This window comes from Actinoplanes sp. NPDC049599 (assembly GCF_044465625.1).
GTDB lineage: Bacteria > Actinomycetota > Actinomycetes > Mycobacteriales > Micromonosporaceae > Actinoplanes.
Genome location: NZ_JBITLX010000008.1, coordinates 1 through 23,665, shown reverse-complemented (window position 1 = coordinate 23,665; position 23,665 = coordinate 1). Strand labels below are relative to the sequence as shown.

General features: G+C 72.6%; 19 protein-coding genes and 1 riboswitch. Of the genes, 9 read left to right on the top strand and 10 right to left on the bottom strand.

Going from position 1 to position 23,665, the window contains the following annotated elements:
• Window positions 1–24 precede the first annotated feature (24 nt).
• From ACIBQZ_RS16735 to ACIBQZ_RS16720, 4 genes are all read left to right on the top strand, one after another.
• Entirely contained in the window at window positions 25–711 is a 687-nt protein-coding gene (locus ACIBQZ_RS16735; protein ID WP_396089523.1) for a response regulator transcription factor, read from the top strand.
• The gene (locus tag ACIBQZ_RS16730) at window positions 708–2,039 is read left to right on the top strand and encodes a sensor histidine kinase (protein ID WP_396089522.1); all 1,332 of its coding nucleotides are present in this window, start codon (window positions 708–710) and stop codon (window positions 2,037–2,039) included. The genes ACIBQZ_RS16735 and ACIBQZ_RS16730 overlap by 4 nt, the downstream gene beginning before the upstream one ends.
• A gap of 91 nt (window positions 2,040–2,130) precedes the next feature.
• Window positions 2,131–2,904 (top strand): lytic polysaccharide monooxygenase, encoded by a 774-nt coding sequence (locus ACIBQZ_RS16725; RefSeq protein WP_396089520.1) that lies wholly within the window; start codon window positions 2,131–2,133, stop codon window positions 2,902–2,904.
• Window positions 2,905–2,945: 41 nt separating this feature from the next.
• Window positions 2,946–3,488 carry a DUF305 domain-containing protein gene (locus ACIBQZ_RS16720; RefSeq protein WP_396089808.1) on the top strand — a complete coding sequence of 181 codons (543 nt, stop codon included), beginning with the start codon at window positions 2,946–2,948 and terminating at the stop codon, window positions 3,486–3,488.
• Window positions 3,489–4,462: 974 nt separating this feature from the next.
• Here the strand turns inward: ACIBQZ_RS16720 and ACIBQZ_RS16715 are convergent.
• From ACIBQZ_RS16715 to ACIBQZ_RS16705, 3 genes are read right to left on the bottom strand one after another with little or no spacing between them, the layout of a single operon-like run.
• Entirely contained in the window at window positions 4,463–5,320 is an 858-nt protein-coding gene (locus ACIBQZ_RS16715) for an ABC transporter permease (RefSeq protein ID WP_396089519.1), read from the bottom strand.
• Window positions 5,317–8,079 (bottom strand): alpha/beta fold hydrolase, encoded by a 2,763-nt coding sequence (locus tag ACIBQZ_RS16710; protein WP_396089518.1) that lies wholly within the window; start codon window positions 8,077–8,079, stop codon window positions 5,317–5,319. The genes ACIBQZ_RS16715 and ACIBQZ_RS16710 overlap by 4 nt, the downstream gene beginning before the upstream one ends.
• A gap of 47 nt (window positions 8,080–8,126) precedes the next feature.
• The gene (locus tag ACIBQZ_RS16705; RefSeq protein ID WP_396089517.1) at window positions 8,127–8,393 is read right to left on the bottom strand and encodes a hypothetical protein; all 267 of its coding nucleotides are present in this window, start codon (window positions 8,391–8,393) and stop codon (window positions 8,127–8,129) included.
• 78 nt (window positions 8,394–8,471) lie between these two features.
• Here ACIBQZ_RS16705 and ACIBQZ_RS16700 point away from each other — a divergent pair, with 78 nt between their 5' ends.
• Window positions 8,472–10,730: an AAA family ATPase gene (locus ACIBQZ_RS16700; RefSeq protein ID WP_396089515.1), complete on the top strand. Its 2,259-nt coding sequence runs from the start codon at window positions 8,472–8,474 to the stop codon at window positions 10,728–10,730.
• Here the strand turns inward: ACIBQZ_RS16700 and ACIBQZ_RS16695 are convergent.
• Genes ACIBQZ_RS16695 through ACIBQZ_RS16685 form a run of 3 tightly spaced genes read right to left on the bottom strand, consistent with a single transcriptional unit; the run spans window position 10,727 to window position 13,140 of the window.
• Window positions 10,727–11,098: a DUF3263 domain-containing protein gene (locus tag ACIBQZ_RS16695; RefSeq protein WP_396089807.1), complete on the bottom strand. Its 372-nt coding sequence runs from the start codon at window positions 11,096–11,098 to the stop codon at window positions 10,727–10,729. The two genes, ACIBQZ_RS16700 and ACIBQZ_RS16695, sit on opposite strands and share 4 nt — an antisense overlap.
• A gap of 39 nt (window positions 11,099–11,137) precedes the next feature.
• Window positions 11,138–12,148, bottom strand: a complete 1,011-nt coding sequence (locus ACIBQZ_RS16690; protein ID WP_396089514.1) for an ABC transporter permease subunit — start codon at window positions 12,146–12,148, stop codon at window positions 11,138–11,140.
• Entirely contained in the window at window positions 12,145–13,140 is a 996-nt protein-coding gene (locus ACIBQZ_RS16685; protein ID WP_396089513.1) for an ATP-binding cassette domain-containing protein, read from the bottom strand. The genes ACIBQZ_RS16690 and ACIBQZ_RS16685 overlap by 4 nt, the downstream gene beginning before the upstream one ends.
• Before the next feature lie 229 nt (window positions 13,141–13,369).
• Window positions 13,370–13,509: riboswitch (SAM riboswitch) on the top strand.
• Window positions 13,510–13,520: 11 nt separating this feature from the next.
• Here ACIBQZ_RS16685 and thrC point away from each other — a divergent pair.
• Window positions 13,521–14,801, top strand: coding sequence for a threonine synthase (gene thrC / locus ACIBQZ_RS16680; protein WP_396089512.1), 1,281 nt, complete (start codon window positions 13,521–13,523; stop codon window positions 14,799–14,801).
• 238 nt (window positions 14,802–15,039) lie between these two features.
• Entirely contained in the window at window positions 15,040–15,978 is a 939-nt protein-coding gene (locus ACIBQZ_RS16675) for a GNAT family N-acetyltransferase (protein WP_396089511.1), read from the top strand.
• On the opposite strand, the gene ACIBQZ_RS16670 is transcribed toward ACIBQZ_RS16675, so the two are convergent.
• Both ACIBQZ_RS16670 and ACIBQZ_RS16665 read right to left on the bottom strand, forming a co-directional pair.
• Window positions 15,917–16,390, bottom strand: coding sequence for a hypothetical protein (locus ACIBQZ_RS16670; RefSeq protein WP_396089510.1), 474 nt, complete (start codon window positions 16,388–16,390; stop codon window positions 15,917–15,919). The genes ACIBQZ_RS16675 and ACIBQZ_RS16670 overlap by 62 nt on opposite strands.
• A 19-nt stretch (window positions 16,391–16,409) precedes the next feature.
• Window positions 16,410–16,928 (bottom strand): GNAT family N-acetyltransferase, encoded by a 519-nt coding sequence (locus tag ACIBQZ_RS16665; RefSeq protein ID WP_396089509.1) that lies wholly within the window; start codon window positions 16,926–16,928, stop codon window positions 16,410–16,412.
• A 339-nt stretch (window positions 16,929–17,267) separates the two neighbouring features.
• Here ACIBQZ_RS16665 and groL point away from each other — a divergent pair, with 339 nt between their 5' ends.
• The gene (gene groL, locus ACIBQZ_RS16660) at window positions 17,268–18,893 is read left to right on the top strand and encodes a chaperonin GroEL (protein WP_396089508.1); all 1,626 of its coding nucleotides are present in this window, start codon (window positions 17,268–17,270) and stop codon (window positions 18,891–18,893) included.
• A 63-nt stretch (window positions 18,894–18,956) separates the two neighbouring features.
• On the opposite strand, the gene ACIBQZ_RS16655 is transcribed toward groL, so the two are convergent.
• Both ACIBQZ_RS16655 and ACIBQZ_RS16650 read right to left on the bottom strand, forming a co-directional pair.
• Window positions 18,957–19,955: a GNAT family N-acetyltransferase gene (locus tag ACIBQZ_RS16655; protein ID WP_396089507.1), complete on the bottom strand. Its 999-nt coding sequence runs from the start codon at window positions 19,953–19,955 to the stop codon at window positions 18,957–18,959.
• A gap of 11 nt (window positions 19,956–19,966) precedes the next feature.
• Window positions 19,967–21,199 (bottom strand): MFS transporter, encoded by a 1,233-nt coding sequence (locus ACIBQZ_RS16650; protein ID WP_396089506.1) that lies wholly within the window; start codon window positions 21,197–21,199, stop codon window positions 19,967–19,969.
• Between the two features lie 55 nt (window positions 21,200–21,254).
• Between ACIBQZ_RS16650 and ACIBQZ_RS16645 the strand changes: the two genes are divergently transcribed.
• Window positions 21,255–22,091 carry a winged helix-turn-helix transcriptional regulator gene (locus ACIBQZ_RS16645; protein ID WP_396089505.1) on the top strand — a complete coding sequence of 279 codons (837 nt, stop codon included), beginning with the start codon at window positions 21,255–21,257 and terminating at the stop codon, window positions 22,089–22,091.
• Window positions 22,092–23,665 lie beyond the last annotated feature (1,574 nt).

Here is a 23,665-nt window from a genome sequence, read left to right as displayed (position 1 = left end):
CCCACTTGGGCCTAGGGTTGTCGCATGGCGCTGATCCTGCTGGTCGAGGACGACCGGAACATCACGGCCGCCCTGACCCGGGCCCTGTCCGACGCCGGTCACGTGGTGCGGCCGGTCGGCCAGGCCGGCGAGGCGCTGAAGATCCTCACCGAGGAGCGGCCGGACCTGGTGATCCTCGATCTCGGCCTGCCGGACATCGACGGCACCGACGCGCTGCGGATGATGCGGTCCGTCTCCGACGTGCCGGTCATCGTGGCCACCGCCCGGCGCGCCGAGGCCGACATCATCACGCTGCTCAGCGCGGGCGCCGACGACTACGTGACCAAGCCGTTCTCCGGCGGGCACATCCTGGCGCGGATCGAGGCGGTGCTCCGGCGGGCCCGGGTCGCGGCCGACACCAGCCCGAACACCATCACCGTGGGTGAGCTGGTGATCAGCCCGCGGCAGCGCAAGGCGTCGCTGCACGGCAAGCCGCTGCAGCTCACCCGGCGCGAGTTCGACGTGCTCACCTACCTGGCCGAACGGGTCGGCCAGGTGATCAGCCGGCGCGAGCTGCTGACCGAGGTGTGGAACCAGTCGCGGATCGGTGAGGAGCAGACCATCGACGTGCACATCTCCTGGCTGCGCCGCAAGCTCGGCGAGACCGCCGCCGCGCCGCGGTTCCTGCACACCGTGCGCGGGGTCGGCGTGATGATGGTCGACCCGTCATGAGATGGGAGCTGAACCGGCTCGCGCTGGCCATCACCTCGATGGTGGCCCTGGCGTTCCTGGTGCCGCTGACGTTCGCGACCCGGCAGATCGCCCACGACCGGGCCATCGGCGACGCCCGCCAGCAGGCCGCGGCGATGGTTGCCGCGCTCGCCGTCGACGCCGATCCCAAGCTGCTGACCAGCGCCGTCGCCAGCACCGTGGCGGGCAGCGCAGGCCGGCTGGCGGTGCACCTGCCCGGCATCGCGCCGGTCGGCGCCACCCACGTCACCAGCACGGATGTCGCGTCGGCCACCGCGTACCGCCGCCCGGTGACCGCCACCGCCGCCGGTGGTGTCGCCTACCTGCAGCCCAGCGTGCTCAGCGACGGCCGGGCCGTGGTGATCGAGGTCTACGTCCCGGAGGCGGAGATGCGCCGCGGGGTGTGGGCGGCCTGGTTCGCCCTCGGCGGGCTGGCCATCGTGCTGGTGGCGGGCTCGGTGCTGGTCGCCGACCGGCTCGGCAGCCGGCTGGTCCGCGCCACCCAGGACCTCGCCGGTTCCAGCCGGCGGCTGGGCGCGGGCGAGCTCACCGCCCGGGTGACCCCGTCCGGGCCGCCCGAGCTGCGCGACGCCGCGATGGCCTTCAACACCATGGCCGGTGACCTGCGCCGGCTGCTGGACGCCGAACGGGAACTCGCCGCCGACCTGTCGCACCGGCTGCGCACCCCGCTCACCGCGCTGCGGCTGGACGCCGAGACCATGCCTCCGGGGCTGATCGCGGACCGGATGCGGCAGGCCTGCGACATGCTCGACGAGGAACTCGAGGCGATCATCGCGGGGGCGCGGCTCGGCGTCGAGGCCCGCGGCGCCCAGCGCTCGGACCTGGTCGAGGTGCTGGCCGAGCGGCTGGCCTTCTGGTCGGCGCTGGCCGAGGACCAGGCGCGGCCCTGGAAGGTGGTCGGCGGTGATCACCCCGTACCGGTGCCGCTGCCGCGCAGCGAGCTGATCCTGGCCGTGGACGCCCTGCTCGGCAACGTCTTCGCGCACACGCCCGAGGGCGTGGCCTTCCGGGTCACCGTCTCCGAGGCCGGCCTGCTGGTCGACGACGCCGGTCCGGGGATCAGCAACCCGGGCGCCGCCGTGCAGCGTGGGGTCAGCGGGGCCGGCTCGTCGGGGCTGGGCCTGGACATCGTGCGCCGGGTCGCCGAGGCGGCCGGTGGGCGGCTGGTGATCGACCGGGGGCCGCTGGGCGGGGCGCGGATCGCGATGCTGCTGCCCGTACCGGATGGTGACCGGGCCGTGGTGGCCCCGCGCCCGGCCGGCCGGCGCCGCCGGGGCACGGCTTCATGATTGTTTCCGGTGCCGTTAAGGCTGCCTTATGGAACGCCTCGTTACGTTTCCCGCCGTCAGAACCGGACGACACGTTGGGAGACCCAAGACGATGCGCAGGTCCATCGCTTATCCGCTGGTGGCACTCGGAGCACTCGGCTCGACGCTCGTCGTCGCCTCACCCGCACTGGCGCACGGTTACGTCTCCGCACCGCCCAGCCGGCAGGCCCTGTGCGCGTCCCGCGCGGTCCCCGACTGCGGCCCGATCCAGTTCGAGCCGCAGAGCGTCGAGGCGCCCAAGGGCCAGAAGTCGTGCAACGGCGGGGTGGCCGGCTTCTCGGTGCTGGCCGACGAGAGCCGCAACTGGCCCGCCAAGGCGGTCGCCAGCAAGGTCGCCTTCACCTGGGTGATGACGGCCCGGCACCGCACCAGCAACTGGGAATACTTCATCGGCGACAAGAAGGTCGCGACGGTCGACGGCGGCAACGCCCAGCCCGACGCGGTGGTCACGCACAACGTGGACCTGAGCGCGTTCCCGGGCAGGCAGAAGGTGCTCGCGGTCTGGAACATCGGCGACACCCCGATGGCGTTCTACAGCTGCATCGACCTGAACGTGGGCGGCAGCGGCGGCTCCGGCGGCACGACCCCGACGACCGCGCCGACGACGACCGCGCCGACGAAGGCACCGACCACCCCGCCGACTTCAAAGCCGACCACGACGGCCCCTGTCTCTTCCGGCGGCGGCGCCTGGGCGGCCGGGGTCACCTACAAGACCGGTGACAAGGTGACCTACGAGGGCAAGACGTACGAGTGCCGCCAGGGCCACTCGTCGATCCGCAGCTGGGAGCCGTCCATCTACACCCTTGCCCTCTGGCTGCCGCTGTGAAGCTCCGCTACGCGACAGTCCTGATCTCGGCGGCGCTGCTGCTGGGCGCCTGCGGCACCGCCCCGGCCACGCCGGCCAACCAGGTCACCGAGGCCAAGGCGGCGGTGCAGGCCGAAGGCGCCCACAACGAGACCGACGTGATGTACCTGCAGATGATGGTGGCGCACCACGAGCAGGGCCTGGAAATGGTCCGGCTGGCGGAGAAGAACGCCAAGCGCGCCGAGCTCCGCACCCTGGCCCAGGCCGTCGACGCCACCCAGTCGGACGAGGTCACGATGATGACCGGCTGGCTGAAGCAGTGGAACGCGCCGACCACTGTGGACCACGCCCCGAACGCCCACGCCGACCACGGCGGCCTCCCGGCAACCGGCCCGGAGGAGATCGCGGCGCTGAAGAAGGCGAAGGGTGCGGAGTTCGAGCGGACGTTCCTGAACCTGTTCGTCGCCCACCAGCACAATGCGGTGGAGATGGCGCACCTGGAGACCAAGCAGGGCAGCAACGCCGAGGCGAAGGCCTTCGCGGAGCGGGTCCGGGCGTCGCGGGCCGACCAGATCCAGCAGATGCTCCAGCTGCTGAACAGCTGACCCGAACGGCCACAGACCAGCGGCGGTCCACCTGGCGGGGTGGGCCGCCGCTCAGCCTTTGTCGGGGTGCCTGGTGCGTGCGGGTCAAGGATCGTTCTCCAGAATCAGCTTCCAAGATCTGCCGGCGGGGGCGTGGGTAACGCGGCGGCGGCGTGGCGGTGTGGCGGTGTGGGTGACGCGGCGGTGTGGCGGCGTGGGTGACGCGGCGGCGTGGGTGACGTGGCCGGCTCCGAGTGGCAGAGTGCGCGAGTGACAGATCTTGGAGCATTTCGGTTCTGTCGACTTTCGCCATTCAGTGCCGTCGCAGCCTCAGCGGCAGCCTTCCCCCGGATCTTGGTGAGCTAAAACGTTCCAGCCGAACCACACCGCTACAAGGTCCACCACTCGCGTCCCTTTCCTCCTGAGATGAACCCCTCAACCTCTACTACTGCCAATCCCGCATACCGGATGAACCCGGCAACGTGGCTGGATCACCGGGGACCGTGATCCAGAAATGGCGAAAGTCGAGCGGTTCTGCTGGATCGGGTTAGCTCTCCAAGATCCGCTGGTGGGCGGCGATGTCGGGGCTGCGGGCGGCTTGACCTTTGTCGGCGTCCTGTGGCAGGGCGGGACGGGGCGGCTGCGGGCGGCTCGACCTTTGCCGGCGTCCTGCGGCAGAGCGGGACGGGGCGGCTGCGGGCGGAAGGTGCGCGGCCGGCGGATCTTGGAGCGCCGTGGTCGCTTCAGCGTTCCAAGGTCTGCTGACCGCGGCGCGGTGTCGTGGATCTTGTGGAGTGGGGGTCGGGCTGACTCGATCCAGCGCTCCAAGATCCGCCCCTGGGGAGGTGGCCCGACCACGGCGTTCAGCCCTGAGTGGCAGAGCGCGCCGGCGGCAGATCTTGAAGCGACGCAATCCCTGCTGGACAACTGTCAAAGACCGGCGCTGAGCCCGAAATGACCGCTGGAGACAGCCCTCGACACCACACCGCGAACCGCTACGAAGTGATGTCCTTGCGGGTGAAGCGGTAGAACGCCAGCCCCCAGAAGACCGTCGCGTAGCAGATCGCCGAGATCGCGCCCTTCACCATGTCGTCCGTCTGCATCGGGGTGGACAGCAGCCCCAGCCAGGCGTCGCTGAAGTGGGTCGGCAGGAAGTCGCGGATCGAGCCCAGCGCGGTGATCTGGTCCAGGATGCCGGACAGGATCCAGAGCAGCACCGCGCCGCCGACCGCGCCCAGGGCCGCGTCCGTCAGCACCGACAGCAGGAACGCCAGGCCGGCCACCACCAGCAGGATCACCGCCAGGTACGCGACGATGCCCACCAGGCGCAGCACGCCCTCGCCGGCCGGGATCTCCGCCGCCACCGTGCTGCCGAGCGGGTGCCAGCCGTATCGCAGGGTGCCGATCAGCAGGGCCGTGCCGACCAGGGTGACCAGGGCCAGCAGCGAGTAGCCCAGCGCCACGGCCAGCTTCACGCCGAGCAGCCGGGCCCGGGGCACCGGGATCGCCAGCAGGTAGCGCAGGCTGCCCCAGCTCGCCTCGCTCGCCACCGTGTCGCCGCAGAACAGCGCGACCACCACGATCAGCAGGAAGCCCGACGACACCAGCAGGCTGAACAGGGCGAAGTTCAGCCCGCCCGAGGTGGCCAGGTCGACCAGGCTGGAGAACGCCCCGCCGCCGTTGTCGTCGTCGCCGCCGTCCCCGCCGAACTCGAAGGCCAGCAGGATGATCAGCGGCAGCACCGCCATGAAGCCCAGGGCCAGCTGGGTCCGGCGGCGGGAGGCCTGCCGGCGTACCTCGGCCAGCAGCGGCATGGTGGCCGTTGCCCGGTAGCCCGTCGCAGCGGCGCTCATCGGTCTCCACTTCCTCGCGAGTTGTCGCCCACCAGGGCCAGGAACGCGTCCTCCAGGCGGCGCCGGGGCACCACCCGGTCCACCCCGACACCCGCGCGCACCAGCGAGGCGACCACCTCGGCGCGGGGCGTGCCGTTCATGTCCACGATCAGCCCCGACGTGCCGTCCGGGGTGACCGAGCGGACGTCCAGGCCGGCCAGCACCAGCTCGGCGGCGGCCACGTCGGAGACCTCCAGCTGCACCGACGGGGACTCGCCGACGATGTCGTCGACCGGTCCCGCCGCGACGATCCGGCCCTTGTTGACCACCACCGCGTGGGTACACGTCTGCTCGACCTCGGCCAGCAGGTGGCTGGAGACCAGCACCGCCCGGCCGTCGGTGGCGTAGCGCTTGAGCACCCGGCGCATCTCGGCGATCTGCGGCGGGTCCAGGCCGTCCGTCGGCTCGTCGAGCACCAGCAGCTCGGGCAGGCCGAGCATGGCCTGGGCGATGGCCAGCCGCTGGCGCATGCCGTGGCTGTAGTTCTTGGTGCGGCGGTGCACCGAGTCGCCGAGCCCGGCGATCTCCAGCGCCTCGTCGAACCGGGCGTCCGCCGCCGGCCGGCCGGTCGCCTGCCAGTACGCGTGCAGGTTCTGCAACCCGGTCAGGTGCGGCAGGAAGCCCGGCCCTTCGACCAGCGCGCCGACCCGGGACAGCACCGGCGAGCCGGGTTCGAGCCGGTGCCCGAACACCAGCGCGTCGCCCTCGGTCGGCATGGTCAGGCCCATCAGCACCCGCAGCGTGGTGGTCTTGCCCGCGCCGTTGGGGCCGAGCAGGCCGACCACCTGGCCGCGTTCGACCGTGAAGTCGACCCGTTCCACCGCGACGAAGCCGTCTCCGTACGCCTTCCGCAGCCCGCGCACGATCAGCGGCGTCTCGGCGTACTCGTCGATCGTCGGGGCCTCCTGACGGCGCAGCCGGCGGCGGCGCACGGTCAGCACCACCGCGACGCCGACCGCGATGACCGCGAGCACGGCCAGCAGCACGTACCGCCAGACCACCTGGGGGTTGGCGATCGGCGTGCCCACCACCGTCGGCAGGCTGACCGCCGGCTCGACCGCCACGGTGTAGGTGACCGGGTCCGGCGGGGTCAGGAAGGCCTGGTCGGAGGTGGCCACGGTGATCCGGACGGTGTGCCCGGCGTCGATCCGGCGGACGATGCCGGGCAGGGTCACGGTGACCGGCTGGGCGGCCGCGACGTCGGTGGGCAGCCCGGTGAGCCGCAGCGGGGCGAGCAGGCCGCCGCTGAGCGTGGCGGTGCCGTTCGGGTCGACGTCGTAGAGCTTGACGAACAGCGTCGCCGTGCCGGTCGGTGAGGCCGCGCGGAGCCGTACGGTGGGCGCGCCGACCACCTCGATCGCGTCGGTGACCGGCGCCGAGTCGAACTCGGCGTGCTGGCCGGCCAGGTCGCCGGCCACGCCGCCGAGCAGCGAGCTGAGCTGCCCGCCCACGCCGGGCAGCGAGGAGAGCCCGCCCGGGTTGCCGTTCGGCGGGTTGGCGATCTGCTGGGCGGCGCCGCCGACGGTGACCTCGGCGCGGCCGGTCCCGGTCAGGCCGGGGTACGTCGGGTCGGAGTAGCCGTTGGTGACCAGCCCGCGGTCCAGCGCGCTGAAGCCGGCCACCCGCGAGTAGGTGAAGCTGGTCTCCGGGGCGGCGCCGTCCTTCTTCACGTAGTGGTCGAGCCACTGCGCGGTGAGGAACTTGGTGCGGTCCTGGTCGGTCTGCGGGCCGGCGCCGCCGTCGTGGCCGCCGGTGAACCAGGCGACCCGGACCGGCGTGCCGGTCGCCGCGATGCCCTTGGCGTTGGCGTCCGCCTCCGAGAGCGGGAACAGCGTGTCCACCGCGCCCTGGATGAGCAGCGTCGGCGCCTTGATCTTGCTGAGCACCGGCGCCGGGCTGGAGCGCTGGAGCAGCGCGGTGGTGGCGGCGTCCGGCGTGCCGGTGGTCGCCATCTTCAGGTACGCGGCGCAGACATCGGCGGCGAAGCGGCCGCACGCCGGGTTCCGCGGCGCCGGAGCCTGCTCACCGCCGCCGCCGAGCAGGGGGCCGGAGCCGTTGCCGAAGAACAGGCCGGCCCAGCTTTTCTTGAATACGCCCGGTGCGCTCACCCCGGACGCCGACTGCGGGAAGAACGCCTTGCCGAGGTCGTTCCAGGTGATCAGCGGGACGATCGCGTCGACCCGCGGGTCCTGGGCGGCGAGCAGCAGCGCCAGGGCGCCGCCGTACGAGCCGCCGACCACGCCGACCCGGGGGTCGCCGGCCGCGTCGGTCTGCACCCGGGGCTGGCCGGCCAGCCAGTCCAGCAGCCGCTGGGCGTCCTTGACCTCGTAGTCCGGCGAGTTCAGGTGGATCTCGCCGGCGCTGGCGCCGAAGCCGCGGGCGGTCCAGGTCAGCACCGCGTACCCGCGGTCGGCCAGGGACTCCGCGTCGTCGCGGACCGAGTTCTTGGTGCCGCCGAAGCCGTGCCCGAGCAGCACCGCGGGTGCCTTGCCGTCGCCGGACGGCAGGTAGAGCCGGGTGTCCAGGTCGACCGGCTCGGTGCCGGACGGGCCGGAGAGCACGGTCAGCCGCTGGTCCACCGCGGTCCAGGAGTGGCGCTCGGGCAGCGCGGCCCAGACGATCAGGGCGGCGAGCAGGACGACGACCGCCGAACCGGCCACCACCCGCCGCCGCGTCATCCGGGGCAGGGCACGGCGGAGCCGGGTCGTGAGGGCAGACATGCGCCCACGCTAGCCGTGGGCCGCTGAGCGGGAGCTGTGAACGCCGTTCAGGGTGTGGTGGCGGGCTTGCCGGCCGGCCCCTGGGCCGCCCCGTCGCCCTTCTTGGGCGGTTTGGCGGTCGACGTGCCCTCGGTGGGCGGCGTACCCGGATCCGCGGAGGCGCCCGGGTCACCCAGCCCGCCGCCGACCGACGGCACGGCGGAGACGCTCGGCGCCGGCGCGGCCGGGGCCGGGTCGTCCGGGTCGTCCCCGCAGCCCGTGACGCTGAACACGGTCAGCATGGCGACGGCCAAAGTGGCGTGACGGAGCCTCATAACGGTGGTGCCTCCCCGAGCGGCGAACGACGGCTAGCGTGTCAACCTAGTCCCCTCGTCAAAACGGAGGCCTCCCCGGTGCCAGACGACCTCACGCTGACCGTGACCCAGCGGACAGCGGCCCTCGATGCGCGCCGTGGCATCGTCCGCCTGCATCCCGAGGTGATGGCCGCGCTGGCCATCAATCCGGGCGATCCGCTGCGGCTGGCCGGCCGGCGCACCACCGCCGGCCTCGCCGCGCGGGCCGAGCCCACGGCGAGCCGGGCGCTGCTCTACGCCGACGATCTGATGATCGGCAACCTGGGGCTGCGGGACGGCGGCCAGGTCACCGTGACGCCCGTGCCGGTTGTCGCGGCCCGGCGGGTGGTGCTGTCCGGCCCGGCCGAGATCGTCGCGGTGGTCTCGCCGGAGATGCTGCGCCTGGCGCTGCTCGGCAAGGTGGTCACCGCCGGCGACAACGTCTCCCTGCTGCCGCAGGACGTGCTGCTGGACGCGGGCAACCGGTCGCTGGTCGAGGCGGCGCGGCGCAGCCTGGCCAACCGGGTCGGCTACGCCTGGACCAGCACGCTGCTCACGGTCGTCGCGGTCGAGGACGCTGACGCCGCGCTGGTCACGATGGACACGGTGGTGGGCTGGCAGGATGGGCAGTCTTCAGGCTGGTCAGGGGCGGTGGCGGGGCGGTCGGATGGGCAATTCTCGACCGTACGGGACCAGCCGGCCCCGACCGCCGCGGCGGCGCAGCGGCCCGCCTCCACCGACCCGGAGATGCCCCCGCCCAGCCTCGACGACCTGCCCGGGCTCAAGGCCCAGGCACAGGAGCTGACCGAGCTGCTCGACCTGGGCTTCCACCACGGCGAGGTGCTGGGCCGGCTGGGCACCACGGTCTCGCTCGGCGTGCTGGTCACCGGCCCGGCCGGCTCGGGCAAGTCGGCGCTGGTCCGGGCCGTCGCGGCGAACGTCGGCGCGACCGTGCTGGCGGTCTGGGGTCCGGAGCTGGCGGCGCTGACCAACGACGCCGCCGCGACCCGGCTGCGCGGGCTGGCCCGGGACGTCCGGGCGGGCGGCCCGGCCGTGCTGCTGATCGCCGACGTGGAGGCGCTCGCGCCCCGCGACGAGCCCGGCCCGCTGGCGACCGTGTTCCGGCAGGTGCTGGCCGAGCTGCTGCGGGCCGGGGGCGCGGTGGTGTGCACCACGAGCCGGCCCGAGGCGGTCGACCCGGGGCTGCGCGCGCCGGATCTGCTCGCGGTGCAGCTGGCCGTGCCGTTGCCGGACGCGGCGATGCGGCGGGAGCAGCTGCGGGTGCTGACCCGGGGGATGCCGCTGGCCGAGGACGTGCGGTTGGACGACGTCGCCGGGCGTACCCCCGGGTTTGTCGCCGCCGATCTCGGCGCGCTGGCCCGCGAGGCCGGGGTACGCGCCGCGCTGCGCCAGAAGGAAGTCGAGTCGCCGACCGTGACCATGGCCGACTTCGAGGCCGCGCTGGACGTGATCCGGCCGACCTCGATGGCCGAGTCGACCCTCGAGGTCGCACACGTGACGCTGGACGACGTCGGCGACATGGTCGAGGTGAAGCAGACCCTGACCGAGTCGGTGCTGTGGCCACTGACCTATCCGGACACGTTCGCCCGGCTCGGCGTGCAGCCGCCGCGCGGGGTGCTGCTCTACGGCCCGCCCGGTTGCGGCAAGACGTACCTGGTCAAGGCCATCGCCGGCACCGGCAAGGCCAACGTGCTCTCGGTCAAGGGCGCCGAGCTGCTGAACAAGTGGGTGGGCGAGAGCGAGCGGGCGGTCCGCGAGCTGTTCCGGCGGGCCCGGGAGGCGGCGCCGACCCTGGTCTTCCTGGACGAGGTGGACGCGCTGGCGCCGACCCGCGGGCAGTCCACCGACGGCGGCACCACCGACCGGGTGGTCGCGGCCCTGCTGACCGAGCTGGACGGGGTGGAGTCGCTGCGTAACGTGGTGGTGATCGGCGCGACGAACCGGCCGGACCTGATCGACCCGGCGCTGCTGCGGCCCGGCCGGCTGGAACGGCTGGTCTTCGTGCCGCCGCCGGACGCCGAGGCGCGGGCGGCGATCCTGCGAGCGTCGGCCAAGTCGGTGCCGCTGGACGGCGCGGTCGACCTGGACGAGCTGGGCGCCGAGCTGGCGGGTTTCTCCGCCGCCGACTGTGCCGCGCTGATCCGGGAGGCGGCGCTGTCGGCGATGCGCGAGTCGCTGGACGCCTCCACGGTGACCGCCGAGCACATGGCCACCGCGCGCAAGCGGATCCGGCCGTCGCTCGATCCGGTGCAGGTGGCGTGGCTGGAGGCCTACGCCAGCACGCACGCCCCGGGTTAGCGCCGGCGGGTGCGGGCCCGGGTCGAGCGCAACCGGCGCAGCCGGCCGATCAGCACCGGGTCGTGCGCCAGCGCCGCCGGGTTGTCCAGCAGACCGTTGAGCAGCTGGTAGTAGCGGGTCGAGGACAGGCCGAAGGCGTCGCGGATGGCCTGCTCCTTGGCGCCCGCGTGCTTCCACCACTTGCTCTCGAACGCGAGGATCTGCTGCTCACGCTCGGAGAGCTCGGCGGGTTCGGCCGCTTCGGCCTCGCGGGGTGCCGGGACGTGTTGCTGGTCGGGAGAGGTGTCGGGCTGCATGGCGCTCCTGGGCGGTGGGAGAGCACGCACAGATGTACGAAGGGGACCGTCAGCATAGTGGCAGCTGACGATCCCCGCCGTACGTCCGTGCCTGGTGCAGCCGAAACTACCTCAAGTGATGTCTCGACTACGGATAGTCCACATGGCTGCCCCCACAACGAGGACAACAACCGCGGCGAACAGCCCTCCGGCCATCGGCCAGGTGATGGTCAGCGTGGCCGGCTCACACCCCGAGGTGCTGGAGAAGTCGCACGAGTTCCAGTCGGTGGCCACGGACGACTTGCCCATCCAGGCCTCCACCCAGACCGGCACCAGGTACGCCTCCACGTAGGGCACCTTCGCCATCGAGAGCACGGTGCCCAGGCCGAACTGGAAGACGATGATCGCCCCGATCGCCGCGCCCAGCGCCGTCGCGGTGTGCCGGCCCAGCGACGCCAGGCCGAAGCCGAGCGCGCCCGCCACCAGCACCAGCACCAGCCCGCGCAGCTCCATGAGCAGCATGGACTGCCAGGCGCCGGAGGTCATCCCGGCAAGCGTGCCGCGCAGGTGGGCGGTCAGCGCGAACACCCCGGTCCAGACCGCGGAGACCAGCACGGTGAACGCCGTCAGGCTCACCAGCAGGGCGCCGAGCTTGGTGCCCAGCACCTTCAGCCGCTGCGGGCGCCACAGCAGCAGGTTCATCATGCCGCCGCTGCTCCACTCGGCGCCCACATAGGTCGCGCCGATCACGAACGCCATCACCGCCAGCAGGGCCGCGAGTGCGATCACCAGATAGCCGAACTGCTCCCGGAAGGTGAACGTCGGCGGCATGTACCACGACGCCTGGAAGTCCTCCCGGGTCGGCTGATAGAGATCGTCGCAGCTGGGCGGGAAGTTCTGCGCCGCCGCGGTGCCCTGGGCCGCCTGGCAGTCCGCCTTCTCCTTCGCCGTCTGCCGCACGGCGAGCTCGTACTCCTGGGCGGCCTCGGCCTGGGCGGCGGCCAGCCGTTCCGGGGAGGCCTTGTGGTTGCTCAGGAACATGCCGGCCACGATGGCGGCCAGCACCAGCAGGGTGCCGAGCGCGAAGAACCGGGTGAACCGGCGCTTGGTGAGCCGCCGCGTCTCCGCCGTGTAGAGGCTCACTGTCCCCATCCTCCGGGGGCCGGCGCGGCCCCGGCCGTCGCGGACTCGTCCACCTGCCGGTGCGCGCCGTCCACCGGCGTGGTGCCGGTGAGCTCGAGGAAGACGCTCTCCAGATCGACCGTGACCGGCGCCAGCTCGGTGACGTAGACGCCGCGGGCGGCCAGCGCCCGGGTGATCGCGCCGGGCTGCGCGATGCCGCTGACCATGAGGTGGTCCGGCTCGACGACGACCCGGGCGCCGAGGTCGCGCAGCGTGGCCGCCGCGCTGGTCAGGTCGGTGACCGCTTCGATCCGGACCCGGACCGCGGAGCTCGCGTGCTGGGCCAGCACGTCGGCGACGCCACCCGCGGCCACCCGGCGGCCGGCCGAGATGATCGTGACGGAGTCGCAGATGAGCTGGATCTCGCCGAGGATGTGGCTGGACAGCACCACGGTCATCCCCGACTCGGCCAGGTTGCGCATCAGCGTGCGCATCTCCCGGATGCCGCCCGGGTCCAGGCCGTTCGCCGGCTCGTCCAGGATCAGCAGCCGCGGGTTCTTGAGCAGGGCGGAGGCGACCGCAAGCCGCTGCTTCATGCCCAGCGAGTAGGTCTTGACCCGGTCACCGGCCCGGTCGCGCAGGCCGACGAGTTCCAGCACCTCGTGCACCCGGGCCGGGTCCACGCCGCCCGCGTCGGCCAGCAGCGCGAGGGTGTCCCGGGCGGTGAAGTTGCCGAAGAACTGCGGGCTCTCCACGATGGCGCCGACCGAGCCGGCCACCTCGGGCAGGTGCGCCGGCACCTCGCGGCCGAGCAGCGCCATCCGGCCGCCGTTGGGCCGGATCAGCCCGAGCAGCGTACGCAGCGTGGTGGTCTTGCCGGATCCGTTGGGTCCGAGGAAGCCGTGCACCTGACCGGCCTCGACGACCATGTCGAAGCCGTCGAGGGCCCGCCGGACCCCCTTGCGGCTGCGGTAGGTCTTCTGCAGCCCCTGTATCTCCAGGACGGCACTCACGCCGAACCTCCCGAGCCTGGTGGGAATGACCTGGGTCACCCTATGCACAGGTCGCCACTCGCCCGGGGTCACCGGGCCGTGACTCCGCCCGGGAGCTCGGGGGCGGGGTGACGGCTGCTCGGCGGGGGTGTGTGCTGGAGAAGCCGCGCGAGAGCTGAAGCTCACACCTCGGGAAGCTTGGCGGCGCTTTTGACCCTGACCCCGTAAGGTGTTGGAAACATAACTGAATACCTCATCCAGAGGGGCTGAGGGAACGGCCCGATGACGCCCCGGCAACCACCGCACCGGCTTCGATGACGAGGCTCAGCGCGCGGCAGGTGCTAATTCCGTCCCCACGTGCGTCCTGCGACGCCCGGGGAAAGATGAGAAGGAGCCTCATTGTGACGTCCACCGTCGACGCCCCCCGTCAGTCCACCAGCCCCGCCCGGGCCCTTGTCTGCCGTGGTTGTGGCGCCGAGTTCCCGCTGGCCGCGCAGCATGCCTGTTATGAGTGTTTTGGCCCCCTTGAGGTCGCCTATGACGCCGCCGCGCTTGCTGCCGTCACCCGGGAGCAGATCGAGGCCGGGCCGCAGAACATCTGGCGGTACGCGGCGTTGCTGCCCACCGGGCAGGATCCGGCCACCCGGGTCACCCTCGACCCCGGCCTGACCCCGCTGGTCAGCGCCGCCGCCCTGGCCACCGAGGTCGGGCTGCGGGCGCCGCTGTGGGTCAAGGACGACTCCGCCAACCCCACGCACTCGTTCAAGGACCGGGTCGTCTCCGTCGCGCTCACCGCCGCCCGGGAGCTGGGCTTCACGCGGTTCGCCTGCGCCTCGACCGGCAACCTGGCCAACTCGGTTGCCGCGCATGCCGCCCGGGCCGGGGTGCCGTCGATCGTGTTCATCCCGGGCGACCTCGAGCAGGGCAAGGTCATCACCACCGCGGTGTACGGCGGTGAGCTGGTCGCCATCGACGGCTCCTACGACGACGTGAACCGGCTCTGTGGCGAGCTGGTCGAGACCGACGAGTTCGAGGACACCGCGTTTGTCAACGTGAACGTGCGGCCGTTCTACGCCGAGGGTTCGAAGACTCTGGGTTACGAGGTGGCCGAGCAGCTCGGCTGGCGCATCCCGGCTCAGGTGGTCGTGCCGATGGCCAGCGGCGAGCTGCTCACCAAGATTGACAAGGCGTTCACCGAGCTGGTGGAGATCGGCCTGGTCGAGGCGCCCGAGGGCGGCTGGACCGTGTTCGGCGCGCAGTCCGCCGGGTGCAACCCCATCGCCACCGCGCTGCACAACGGCACCGACCAGATCATTCCGGTCAAGCCGACCGGCATCGCCAAGTCGCTGAACATCGGTGACCCGGCCGCCGGGTCGTACGCCATCGAGGCCGTGACCCGCACCGGAGGCTGGATGGACTACGCCGACGACGACGAGATCCGCGACGCCATCCAGTTGCTCGCCCGCACCACCGGGGTCTTCGCCGAGACCGCCGGCGGCGTCACCGTGGCCGTGCTCAAGAAGCTCGTGGCGAGCGGCAAGCTCGACCCGGACAAGGAGACGGTGGTCTTCAACACCGGTGAGGGGCTCAAGACCCTCGACGCCGTCGCCGGGCAGGTCGGGCCCACCCACCGGATCAAGCCGTCGCTGCGCGGGGCCCGCGACGCCGGCCTTCTCGGGTGACGCACAGTAGTCGACACTCTGCCTAACGTTGAGATTCCTTCGCGCGAGGACTTGCGCCGGGATCTCAGGCTCGGCAGGATGCTCTACGCGGGAGGACGCGACGCCGTACGTGGCCCCACCTTCGAGCTTGGCGACAATCTCCTAGGGGCCCAACGACCCAGTGCCGGAGGCGCTGTGCGCGCGTCCTCCCGACCAAATCTCCCTCGCGGTTGCGCGGCCGGTTGGTCAGGCTGTCGGGATGCTGCGAATCGTTCCCCTCGTTGATGCCCGGGCTGCCTTCGACATCGCCCGGGCCGCCGCTGAGGCGGACACCCCGGATATTCCGTTCGGCTCCTTCGCGGCATACCGGGCCCGGCTGCGGCTCCCGTGGCCCGGCAATCGGCTGGAGCAGTATCTGGCGGTCCGCGACGGCGTCCCCGCCGGCTACCTGGAGCTGGGCCTGCCGCAGCTCGACAACCTGGCCAACGTCAACGTTGAGCTCTTTGTGTCCCCGGCTCGGCGGCGGCAGGGGACGGGACGGGCGCTGCTCGCGTACGCGATCGACCGCACCCGGGCACTCGGCCGCCGGCACCTGATCAGCCCGGCCATCGACGGCGCGGGTTTCGCGGCGGCCGTGGGCGCGGTCGCCGGCCTGGTGGAGCACCGCAGCCGGCTGGACGTCGGTGCGCTCGCGGATCCGGCCATTGCAGACGGTTACCGGCTCGTCCAGTGGACGGGTCTGGCCCCGGCCGAGTTCCTGGATGACCTGGCCTATCTGGACGGCCGGCTCAACCTGGACGCGCCCGTCGGCGACCTGGCCTGGGAGGCCGAGCAGGTCGACGCCGCCCGGATCCGCGCGACCGAGGAGATGCTGCGGCTCCGGCAGCGCACCACGTTCCACTCCGGGGCCGTGCACGAGGCGAGCGGGCGGGTCGTCGCCTGGACCGTCATCACGGGCCGGGACGACGTCGGCCGGCACGGGTGGCAGGGCATCACCATCGTCGACCCCGGTCACCGCGGCCGCGGCCTGGGCCTGACGATCAAAAGCCAGAACCTCCGGTACGCCGTGAGCAACCGTCCCGCCCTGCGCGCGATCGACACCCACAACGCCGCGGCCAACGCCCACATGCTGCGGATCAATCGGCTGATGGGCTTCCGGAAGGTGGACGAGGTGACTCAGTGGCAGCTGACCGTCTGAGCCGTTGCAGCCCCGGGCGCAGCGGTGCCGCCCGGTAACCGCCGCGCTCCAGCCCCGCGTGCCGCTCGAAGGCGTTGCGGGCGCCGTACGTGCCGGTCGCCGCCCACGAGTAGCCGCAGAACACCCAGTACGTCGGCCAGAACAGCGGGCCCAGCACCGCATACTGCCCGGCGTGCCGGCTCTCGTGGGCCAGCAGGCCGGACCGGCGCTCGTCCAGCAGCCACTCCGCGGTGCGCCGGGTGATGATCACCGACCCGATGGTGAAGCAGGTCGCGGGCGGCACCTTGCGGCGGTAGCCCTCGGCGACCAGGATGCCGCCCGGCCCGCGCCGGATCTTGGCGCCGGTCAGCACGGCGATGCCGAGGCCGACCAGGGTGGTGCCGTTGACGGCGGTCAGCAGCGTGCGGGCCACGGGCCACGCGGTGCCCATCTCAGGCCCGCCGGCGCATCTGGAGCTCGAGCAGGCCGGGGACGACCGGGTGGGGCACGCGCACCCCGGTGTCCTCGAAGCCCAGCCGCTCGTACGCCCGGACCGCGCGGTCGTTGCCGACCACGACCTCCAGCATCAGCTCGCCGCGGCCCATCGCCACCGACCACTCGGCCACCGCCTCGACGAGCCCGTGGAGCACGCCGCTGCCGCGGTGGGCCGGTGTGATGTACACCGCGAAGACGACCGTCGCGCCCCGCTCCTCGGGCAGCACCGTGCCGCCCGCGTGGCCGATCAGCCGCCCGCCGGGATCGGCCACGAACTGGGCCAGCTGGCCGCCTGTCGACGCCTGCACGATCCGCCGCCGGTAGTCCGCGTGCGGCCGCGCCGCCGCCTGGGCCAGCGTCTCCAGGAACGCGAGCGGGCTGTCGGCCAGCATCTCCAGCCGCAGCGCCCGCATCCGGCCGGCGTCCGCAGGAGTGACCCGGTGCACGGTCAGGGGCGGCGCGACGGTGGTCGTCATGCTGCCCTGCCTACCCGGTCGCCCAGGTGGGAGCAAGCGCGACGCGGAAATGCGACCCGGCGGGCGGTTCCGCGGCGGTCCGTTCTGCTTGCACTCGCCCCAGCAGAGTGCTAAACAAGTGATTGGCACTCGCGCCACGTGAGTGCCAGCAGGTCGGGACGGTGGGGTCACGGCTGCGGCACCGCCATCGGTGCCGGGGCACGGGACCGGTCGTCGCGGGCTATCCGGCTCGGCCTGAGGACGTCACTTCGCCAGGTGGTGACGTCCGCATGGTTCTCAACGTGCGGAAAGCGGGCCGGACCGGCCCGGCGCCGCGAATGTCCAGGAGGACAAAGCCGTATGGCCAAGATCATCGCATTTGACGAGGAAGCTCGTCGCGGCCTCGAGAGTGGTATGAACCAGCTCGCCGACGCCGTCAAGGTGACGCTCGGCCCCAAGGGCCGCAACGTCGTGCTCGAGAAGAAGTGGGGCGCTCCCACCATCACCAACGATGGTGTGTCGATCGCCAAGGAGATCGAGCTCGAGGGCACCTTCGAGAAGATCGGCGCCGAGCTGGTCAAGGAGGTCGCCAAGAAGACCGACGACGTAGCCGGCGACGGCACGACGACGGCGACCGTCCTGGCCCAGGCCCTGGTCCGCGAGGGCCTGCGCAACGTCGCGGCCGGCGCCAACCCGATGGCCCTCAAGCGGGGCATCGAGGCTGCCGTCGCGGCTGTCTCCGACGAGCTGAGCAAGCTCGCCAAGGACGTGGAGACCAAGGAGCAGATCGCCTCCACCGCCTCCATCTCCGCCGGTGACTCCACGGTCGGCGAGATCATCGCCGAGGCGATGGACAAGGTCGGCAAGGAAGGCGTCATCACCGTCGAGGAGAGCAACACCTTCGGGCTCGAGCTGGAGCTCACCGAGGGCATGCGCTTCGACAAGGGCTACATCTCGGCGTACTTCATGACCGACGCCGAGCGCATGGAGGCCGTCTTCGACGACCCCTACATCCTCATCGCGAACAGCAAGATCTCCGCGGTGAAGGACCTGCTCCCCGTCCTCGAGAAGGTCATGCAGGGCGGCAAGCCGCTCGTCATCATCGCCGAGGACGTCGAGGGCGAGGCCCTGGCCACCCTGGTCGTCAACAAGGTCCGTGGCACCTTCAAGTCCGTCGCCGTCAAGGCGCCGGGCTTCGGTGACCGCCGCAAGGCCATGCTGGACGACATCGCCATCCTCACCGGTGGCACGGTCATCAGCGAAGAGGTCGGCCTCAAGCTCGACGCCGCCGACCTGAGCCTGCTCGGCTCGGCCCGCAAGATCGTCATCACCAAGGACGAGACGACCATCGTCGACGGTGCCGGCAACGCCGAGCAGATCCAGGGCCGGGTCAACCAGATCCGCGCCGAGATCGAGAAGTCGGACTCCGACTACGACCGCGAGAAGCTGCAGGAGCGCCTGGCCAAGCTGGCCGGCGGCGTTGCGGTCATCAAGGTCGGCGCGGCCACCGAGGTCGAGCTCAAGGAGCGCAAGCACCGCATCGAGGACGCCGTTCGCAACGCGAAGGCGGCCGTCGAAGAGGGCATCGTCCCCGGTGGTGGCGTGGCGCTGGTGCAGGCCGGCAAGAGCGCGTTCGACAAGCTCGACCTGGTCGGCGACGAGGCGACCGGTGCGAACATCGTGAAGGTCGCGCTGGACGCCCCGCTGCGCCAGATCGCCGTCAACGCCGGCCTCGAGGGCGGCGTCGTGGTGGAGAAGGTGCGCAACCTCGAGTCCGGTTGGGGCCTCAACGCCGCCAACGGCGAGTACGTGGACCTGCTGGCCGCGGGCATCATCGACCCGGCCAAGGTCACCCGTTCGGCGCTGCAGAACGCCGCGTCGATCGCCGCCCTGTTCCTCACGACCGAGGCGGTCGTGGCGGACAAGCCCGAGAAGAACCCGGCCCCGGCCGGTGGCCCGGGTGGTGGCGGAGACATGGACTTCTAAGTCCAGCTCCTGATCGCAGAAAGGCGGGTCGCCTCCGGGCGGCCCGCCTTTTGCTGTGCGTCCTCAGAGCTGCTTGCGATACAGCAGGAAGACCCGTTCGACCCGGGCGTTGACGGCCCTGGCGTAGAACGGCAGCGGTCCGACCCAGCCGATCTGCACCCGGTCGTGACCGGCGGCATGCTGGTCGGCCAGGCAGCGGCGGAGCAGCAGGGCGCCGATGCCCAGCCCGCGGGCGGCCGGCGCGGTGCCCATCGGGCCGAACCAGGACGGGCGGGAGGACCCGTACGCGGCGAAGCCCAGCAGCGCGCCGTCCTTGGCCAGCGCCAGGTGACAGCCCGCCTGGTCCCGGCCCACCGAGTGGGTGATCTCCCCGCCCCAGCCCTCACCGAAGTTCGCCAGCGAGAACCGGACCAGCGCCGGCACGTCCTCGGCGTGCGCCCGGCGCACCGTGACGCCCTCCCCGGCCAGCCGCTCCTCGTCCTCGGCCGTGCCGCCGGGCAGCTCCCGGGTCACGTCCACGGTCATGTTCCAGGCCGGCTGGTCCTGCTCGAAGCCGAACGCCATGGCCGCGCAGATCGCCGGGGTGTATCGCACGTCGATGCCGGGCCAGCCGTAGTACGGCGCGTTGCCGGCGATGACGACGTCGCCCGCGCCGAGCCCGGCCAGGGCGCCCTCGATCCGGGCCACAAGCGCCCGCGCCACGCCCCGGCGCCGCTCCCGCGGGTCGACGGCGACCAGGTCGACGTGCCCGATCGACCGGTCCCGGTGCGACACCGAGCCCAGCACCACGCCGATCACCTGCCCGCCGGTCACCGACACCGGCACCCCGGAGAGCGCGGCACCGGCAGCGGCGGCGCCACCCGCGGAGCGCAGCGCGATGAACCCCGTGACCCTGCGCGGAGCGGCCGACCAGCCGTCGGTGCCGGTCGTCTCGCGCAGCCGCAGCACGATCTCGGCGGCCTCGGCGGCGTCCTCGGGCAGGTCCAGGGCGGCCCGGCAGAGGCTCACCACGGCGGGCACGTCGTCGTCGGTCAGTTCGGAGATCCAGAACTCGCTGTCCACAACCGCCGAACCTACCCAACGACCGCCGCCCGCTCCGGCGTGGTGGGCTCGAGCAGGTCGCGCCGGCCGCGTACCGGGGAGAAGAGCAGCGCCAGCGGCGCGAGCACGGCGGCCGCCGCGACGACCAGCAGGGTGGTCCGGGCGCCGAGCGGCCCGGCGAGGGCGCCCGCCACCAGCCCGCCGACCGGGATGGCCCCCCAGGACACGAACCGGACCGTCGCCATCACCCGGGACAGCAGCTCCGGCGGGCTGGCGATCTGCCGGTACGTCCGGGTGGTCACGCTGAAGATCACCCCGGTGCCGGCGAAGATCAGCACGCCCACGCTGAAGGCCAGGTAGGCGGTCCAGCCGGCCCCGAGCGGAATGACAAACGCGGCGGCGGCCTCCACGAACCCGAGAATGATCAGCCCGCGGGCGGTGCCGAGCGCGCTGGTGGCCCGGCTGGTCAGCGCCGCCCCGATCAGCGTGCCGACACCGTCGACGGCCAGCAGCAGACCGACGGCACCGGCGGGCGCGTGCAGTTCGCGTACCAGGTAGAGCGGGAAGAGCGCGTGGTAGGCGCCGTTGACGAAGTTCGACGCGGTGGCGGACCACATGGCCGGGCCCATCATCGGGTGCCTGGTCACGTACGCCCAGCCTTCCCGGATCATCGCGCCCATCGGGGTGGGCCGGTCGGGCCGGTGGCCCCGCCGGGCCGGCAGGCTGCGCAGTAGGGCCGCCGAGACGAGGTAACTGACCGCGTCGATGAGCAGGGTCGGCACGGCGCCGAGGAACTGGACGGCGAGGCCGCCGAGCGAGGGCCCGGCGAGCTGGGTGGTCGCGTGGGTGCCGGAGGTGAGGCTGTTGCGCGACTGCAGCTGGTCCCGGCTGACGATCTCGGGCAGAAACGTGGTGTTCGCGACGAAGAAGAGCACATGCGCGAAGCTGACGACCAGCGCGACGACGACCAGCTGCGCGACGCTGAGCAGGCCGAACCACCAGGCCACCGGGATCGACGCGACGGCCAGCGCCCGCACCACGTCCGCGCCGACCTGAGTGCCGCGCAACGGGAGCCGCTGCACGATGACCCCGGCGGGCAGGCCGATGACGAGCCAGGCGACATAACCGGCCGCGGCGATCATGCCCATCTCGAACGGGGTCGCGTCGAGGACCGCGAGCGCGGTCAGCGGCAGGGCCACCCCGCCGACGGCCGAACCCAGATCACTGCTGGTACCGGCCGCCCACCAGCGCCAGAACACGCTCACGGTCCCCGCCCCCGTTCGAGTAAGTTCCAATCTGAAACGGACTATAATCGAGGACGTGCGCAGGGTCGAACTCATTGATGCCGACTGCGGCATCGAGCAGGCGCTGGGCGTGCTCACCGACTGGTGGACGTTCCTGGTGATCCGGGACGTCGCGGGCGGCGTGACCCGGTTCGAGGCGCTGCAACACTCCCTCGGGGTGAGCCGCCGCGCGCTGGCCGAACGCCTGGCCGCCCTGGTGGAGCACGGCGTCCTGCGCCGGGCCCGCTATTCGGAGCACCCGCCCCGCCACGACTACCTGCTCACGCCGAAGGGCGAAGGCCTGCTGCCGGTCCTGATCGCGCTCCAGGAGTGGGGCGACCGGCACGTCCTCGGCGACGGCTCCCTGACCGCGACGGCGGCGCCCACCTCGGCCGAGGCGCACCGCGTCCACGACCTGGTGGGCCGCCGCATCCCGGGCCTGCGCGTGGAGACCTGGACGGTCCTCTACTTCTTCCCGGGCGCCTTCGCGCCGGACGCGGCCGGCCTCCCACCGGGCTGGGGCGAGATCCCGGGCGCGGCCGGCTGCACCCTCGAGTCCATGACGTACGCGGCCAGAGCAGCCGAATTCGCGGCGGCGGGCGTGGAGATCCGGGGCGTGAGCACGCAGCGCCCGGACCAGCTGGAGGCTTTCGCGGCATACGCAAAGCTGCCGTTCCCCCTGCTCTCGGACCAGGACGGCAAGCTGGCGGCAGCCCTGCGCCTGCCAACCTTCCGAACGGCGGGCGCGGACCGCTTCAAGCGCCTAACTCTCCTGACCGACCAAACCGCCACAATCAGAACAGTCCAATTCCCCATAACCGACCCAGCCGCCTCGGTCATGGAACTGCTCACAGAGCTCCAGGCCCGCCCCTGACCAGGGCGCCTCCCTGCCTCCGTGGCGAGGTGCCCACCCCCGACGGGCTGCCCGGGCCCAGCAGGCGGCGCAGCGGCTCTCCACCGCCCGACGCCACAAAGACCCGAGCGAGGCCTCGCCCGCGACGGGCGTTTGCCCCGATAGGCGTGCGCGGCGGCGCGGTCGGCACGGGTGGCGTGATGGCGTGGTGCGCGGGTGGCGTGATGGCGCGGGCGGCGGCGTGGTGACGCGGGTGGCGCCGTACCGGCGGGCGGCGGACCTGCTCGGCGGCGCGGTTGTGCGGGCGGCACGGTGGCGCAGGTGGCGCAGGTGGCGCAGGTGGCGCAGGTGGTGCGAGTGGCGCGGTGGCGCAGGCGGCGCGGTGGTGCGAGTGGCGCGGTGGCGTGGTGGCGCGGGCGGTGGCGCGGTTGTGCGGGTGGCACGGTGGTGTGGGTGGCGCAGGCGGCACGGTGGCGCATGTGGTGCGGGTGGCGCAGGCGGCACGGTGGCGCATGTGGTGCGGGTGGCGTGGTGGCGCGGGAGGCAATGGCTGGGCTGGGCGGGTGACCGGGGTGCGCTGGTGGGTGGTCCGGTGGACCTTGTAGAGCCGTGGTTCGCTCGGCGCCCCCACTCCACAACATCCTGGCGGGGCGCTGACGCCCGCACGCAGTCGGCGATCCGGAGACGGTCGCTCTGAGTGGATCTTGCGGCAGCGCGCTGCCGCGAGTCGTCGCGGCGCCGTGCCGGGCCCGCTGGTGCGGTTCGGCAGACGGCTGGGCGAGGCTGTGCGGTGCCGGGTGAGGCGGTGCGGTTCGGCAGGGAGCTGGGCGAGGCTGTGCGGTGCCTGGCGATGCGGTGTCGGGTGAGGCGGTGCGGTTCGGCAGGGCTCGGTGGGCGGTGCGGGGCGGTGGAGGGTCAGGCGGTCGACACAAGGTGATCGAGGCGGTTCGGGGGGCTCGGGGTGGGTGCGGGCGGCGCCGGGCGTGCCAGGCGGTTCGAGGCGGTGCCGGGCGTGCCAGGCGGTTCGAGGCGGTGCCGGGCGTGCCAGGCGGTTCGAGGCGGTGCGGGGTGGCGCGCGGGCGGTGCAGGGCAGGGCGGTGCAGGGCAGGGCGGTGCAGGGCGGTGCAGGGCGGTGCGGCGCGGTGCAGGGCGGTGCGGCGCGGTGCGGGGTGGCGCGGTGCGGTGCGGTGCAGGGCGGTGCGGTCCAGCGCGGCGCGGCGCGGCGCGGTGCTGGGCGGCGCGGTGCAGGGCGGTGCGGCGCGGGGTGGCGCGGGGTGGCGGTGCAGGGTGGCGGCGCGTGCGGGCGGTGGTGCGGTGCGAGGCGGTGGTGCGGGGCGAGGTGGTGGTGCGGCGCGGGCGATGTGGTGTGCGGAGTGGCGGGCGGTGACCGGGTGGTGGCGGTTTGTGCTGGTGGGCGGACTGGGGACGGCGAATCCGTGGATGTTGTGGACTAATGGTCAGCTCCGCACCGCAGCGCTACAAGATCGCGCGAGGAGCCCGCAGCCGGGCAGGCGGGGAAGGGGAAAAGGGTGACCACAACGGGCTTGGGGGCGGGGATGACCCACGCAGGGACCAAGCCTGACCGCCCGGAGTGG

Bases quoted from the DNA above. Each gene is read 5' to 3' on its own strand.
- ACIBQZ_RS16735 (WP_396089523.1), top strand. From the start codon at position 25: ATGGCGCTGATCCTGCTGGTCGAGGACGACCGGAACATCACGGCCGCC.
- ACIBQZ_RS16730 (WP_396089522.1), top strand. From the start codon at position 708: ATGAGATGGGAGCTGAACCGGCTCGCGCTGGCCATCACCTCGATGGTG.
- ACIBQZ_RS16725 (WP_396089520.1), top strand. From the start codon at position 2,131: ATGCGCAGGTCCATCGCTTATCCGCTGGTGGCACTCGGAGCACTCGGC.
- ACIBQZ_RS16715 (WP_396089519.1), bottom strand. From the start codon at position 5,320: ATGAGCGCCGCTGCGACGGGCTACCGGGCAACGGCCACCATGCCGCTG.
- ACIBQZ_RS16710 (WP_396089518.1), bottom strand. From the start codon at position 8,079: ATGTCTGCCCTCACGACCCGGCTCCGCCGTGCCCTGCCCCGGATGACG.
- ACIBQZ_RS16705 (WP_396089517.1), bottom strand. From the start codon at position 8,393: ATGAGGCTCCGTCACGCCACTTTGGCCGTCGCCATGCTGACCGTGTTC.
- ACIBQZ_RS16675 (WP_396089511.1), top strand. From the start codon at position 15,040: ATGCTGCGAATCGTTCCCCTCGTTGATGCCCGGGCTGCCTTCGACATC.
- ACIBQZ_RS16665 (WP_396089509.1), bottom strand. From the start codon at position 16,928: ATGACGACCACCGTCGCGCCGCCCCTGACCGTGCACCGGGTCACTCCT.
- groL (WP_396089508.1), top strand. From the start codon at position 17,268: ATGGCCAAGATCATCGCATTTGACGAGGAAGCTCGTCGCGGCCTCGAG.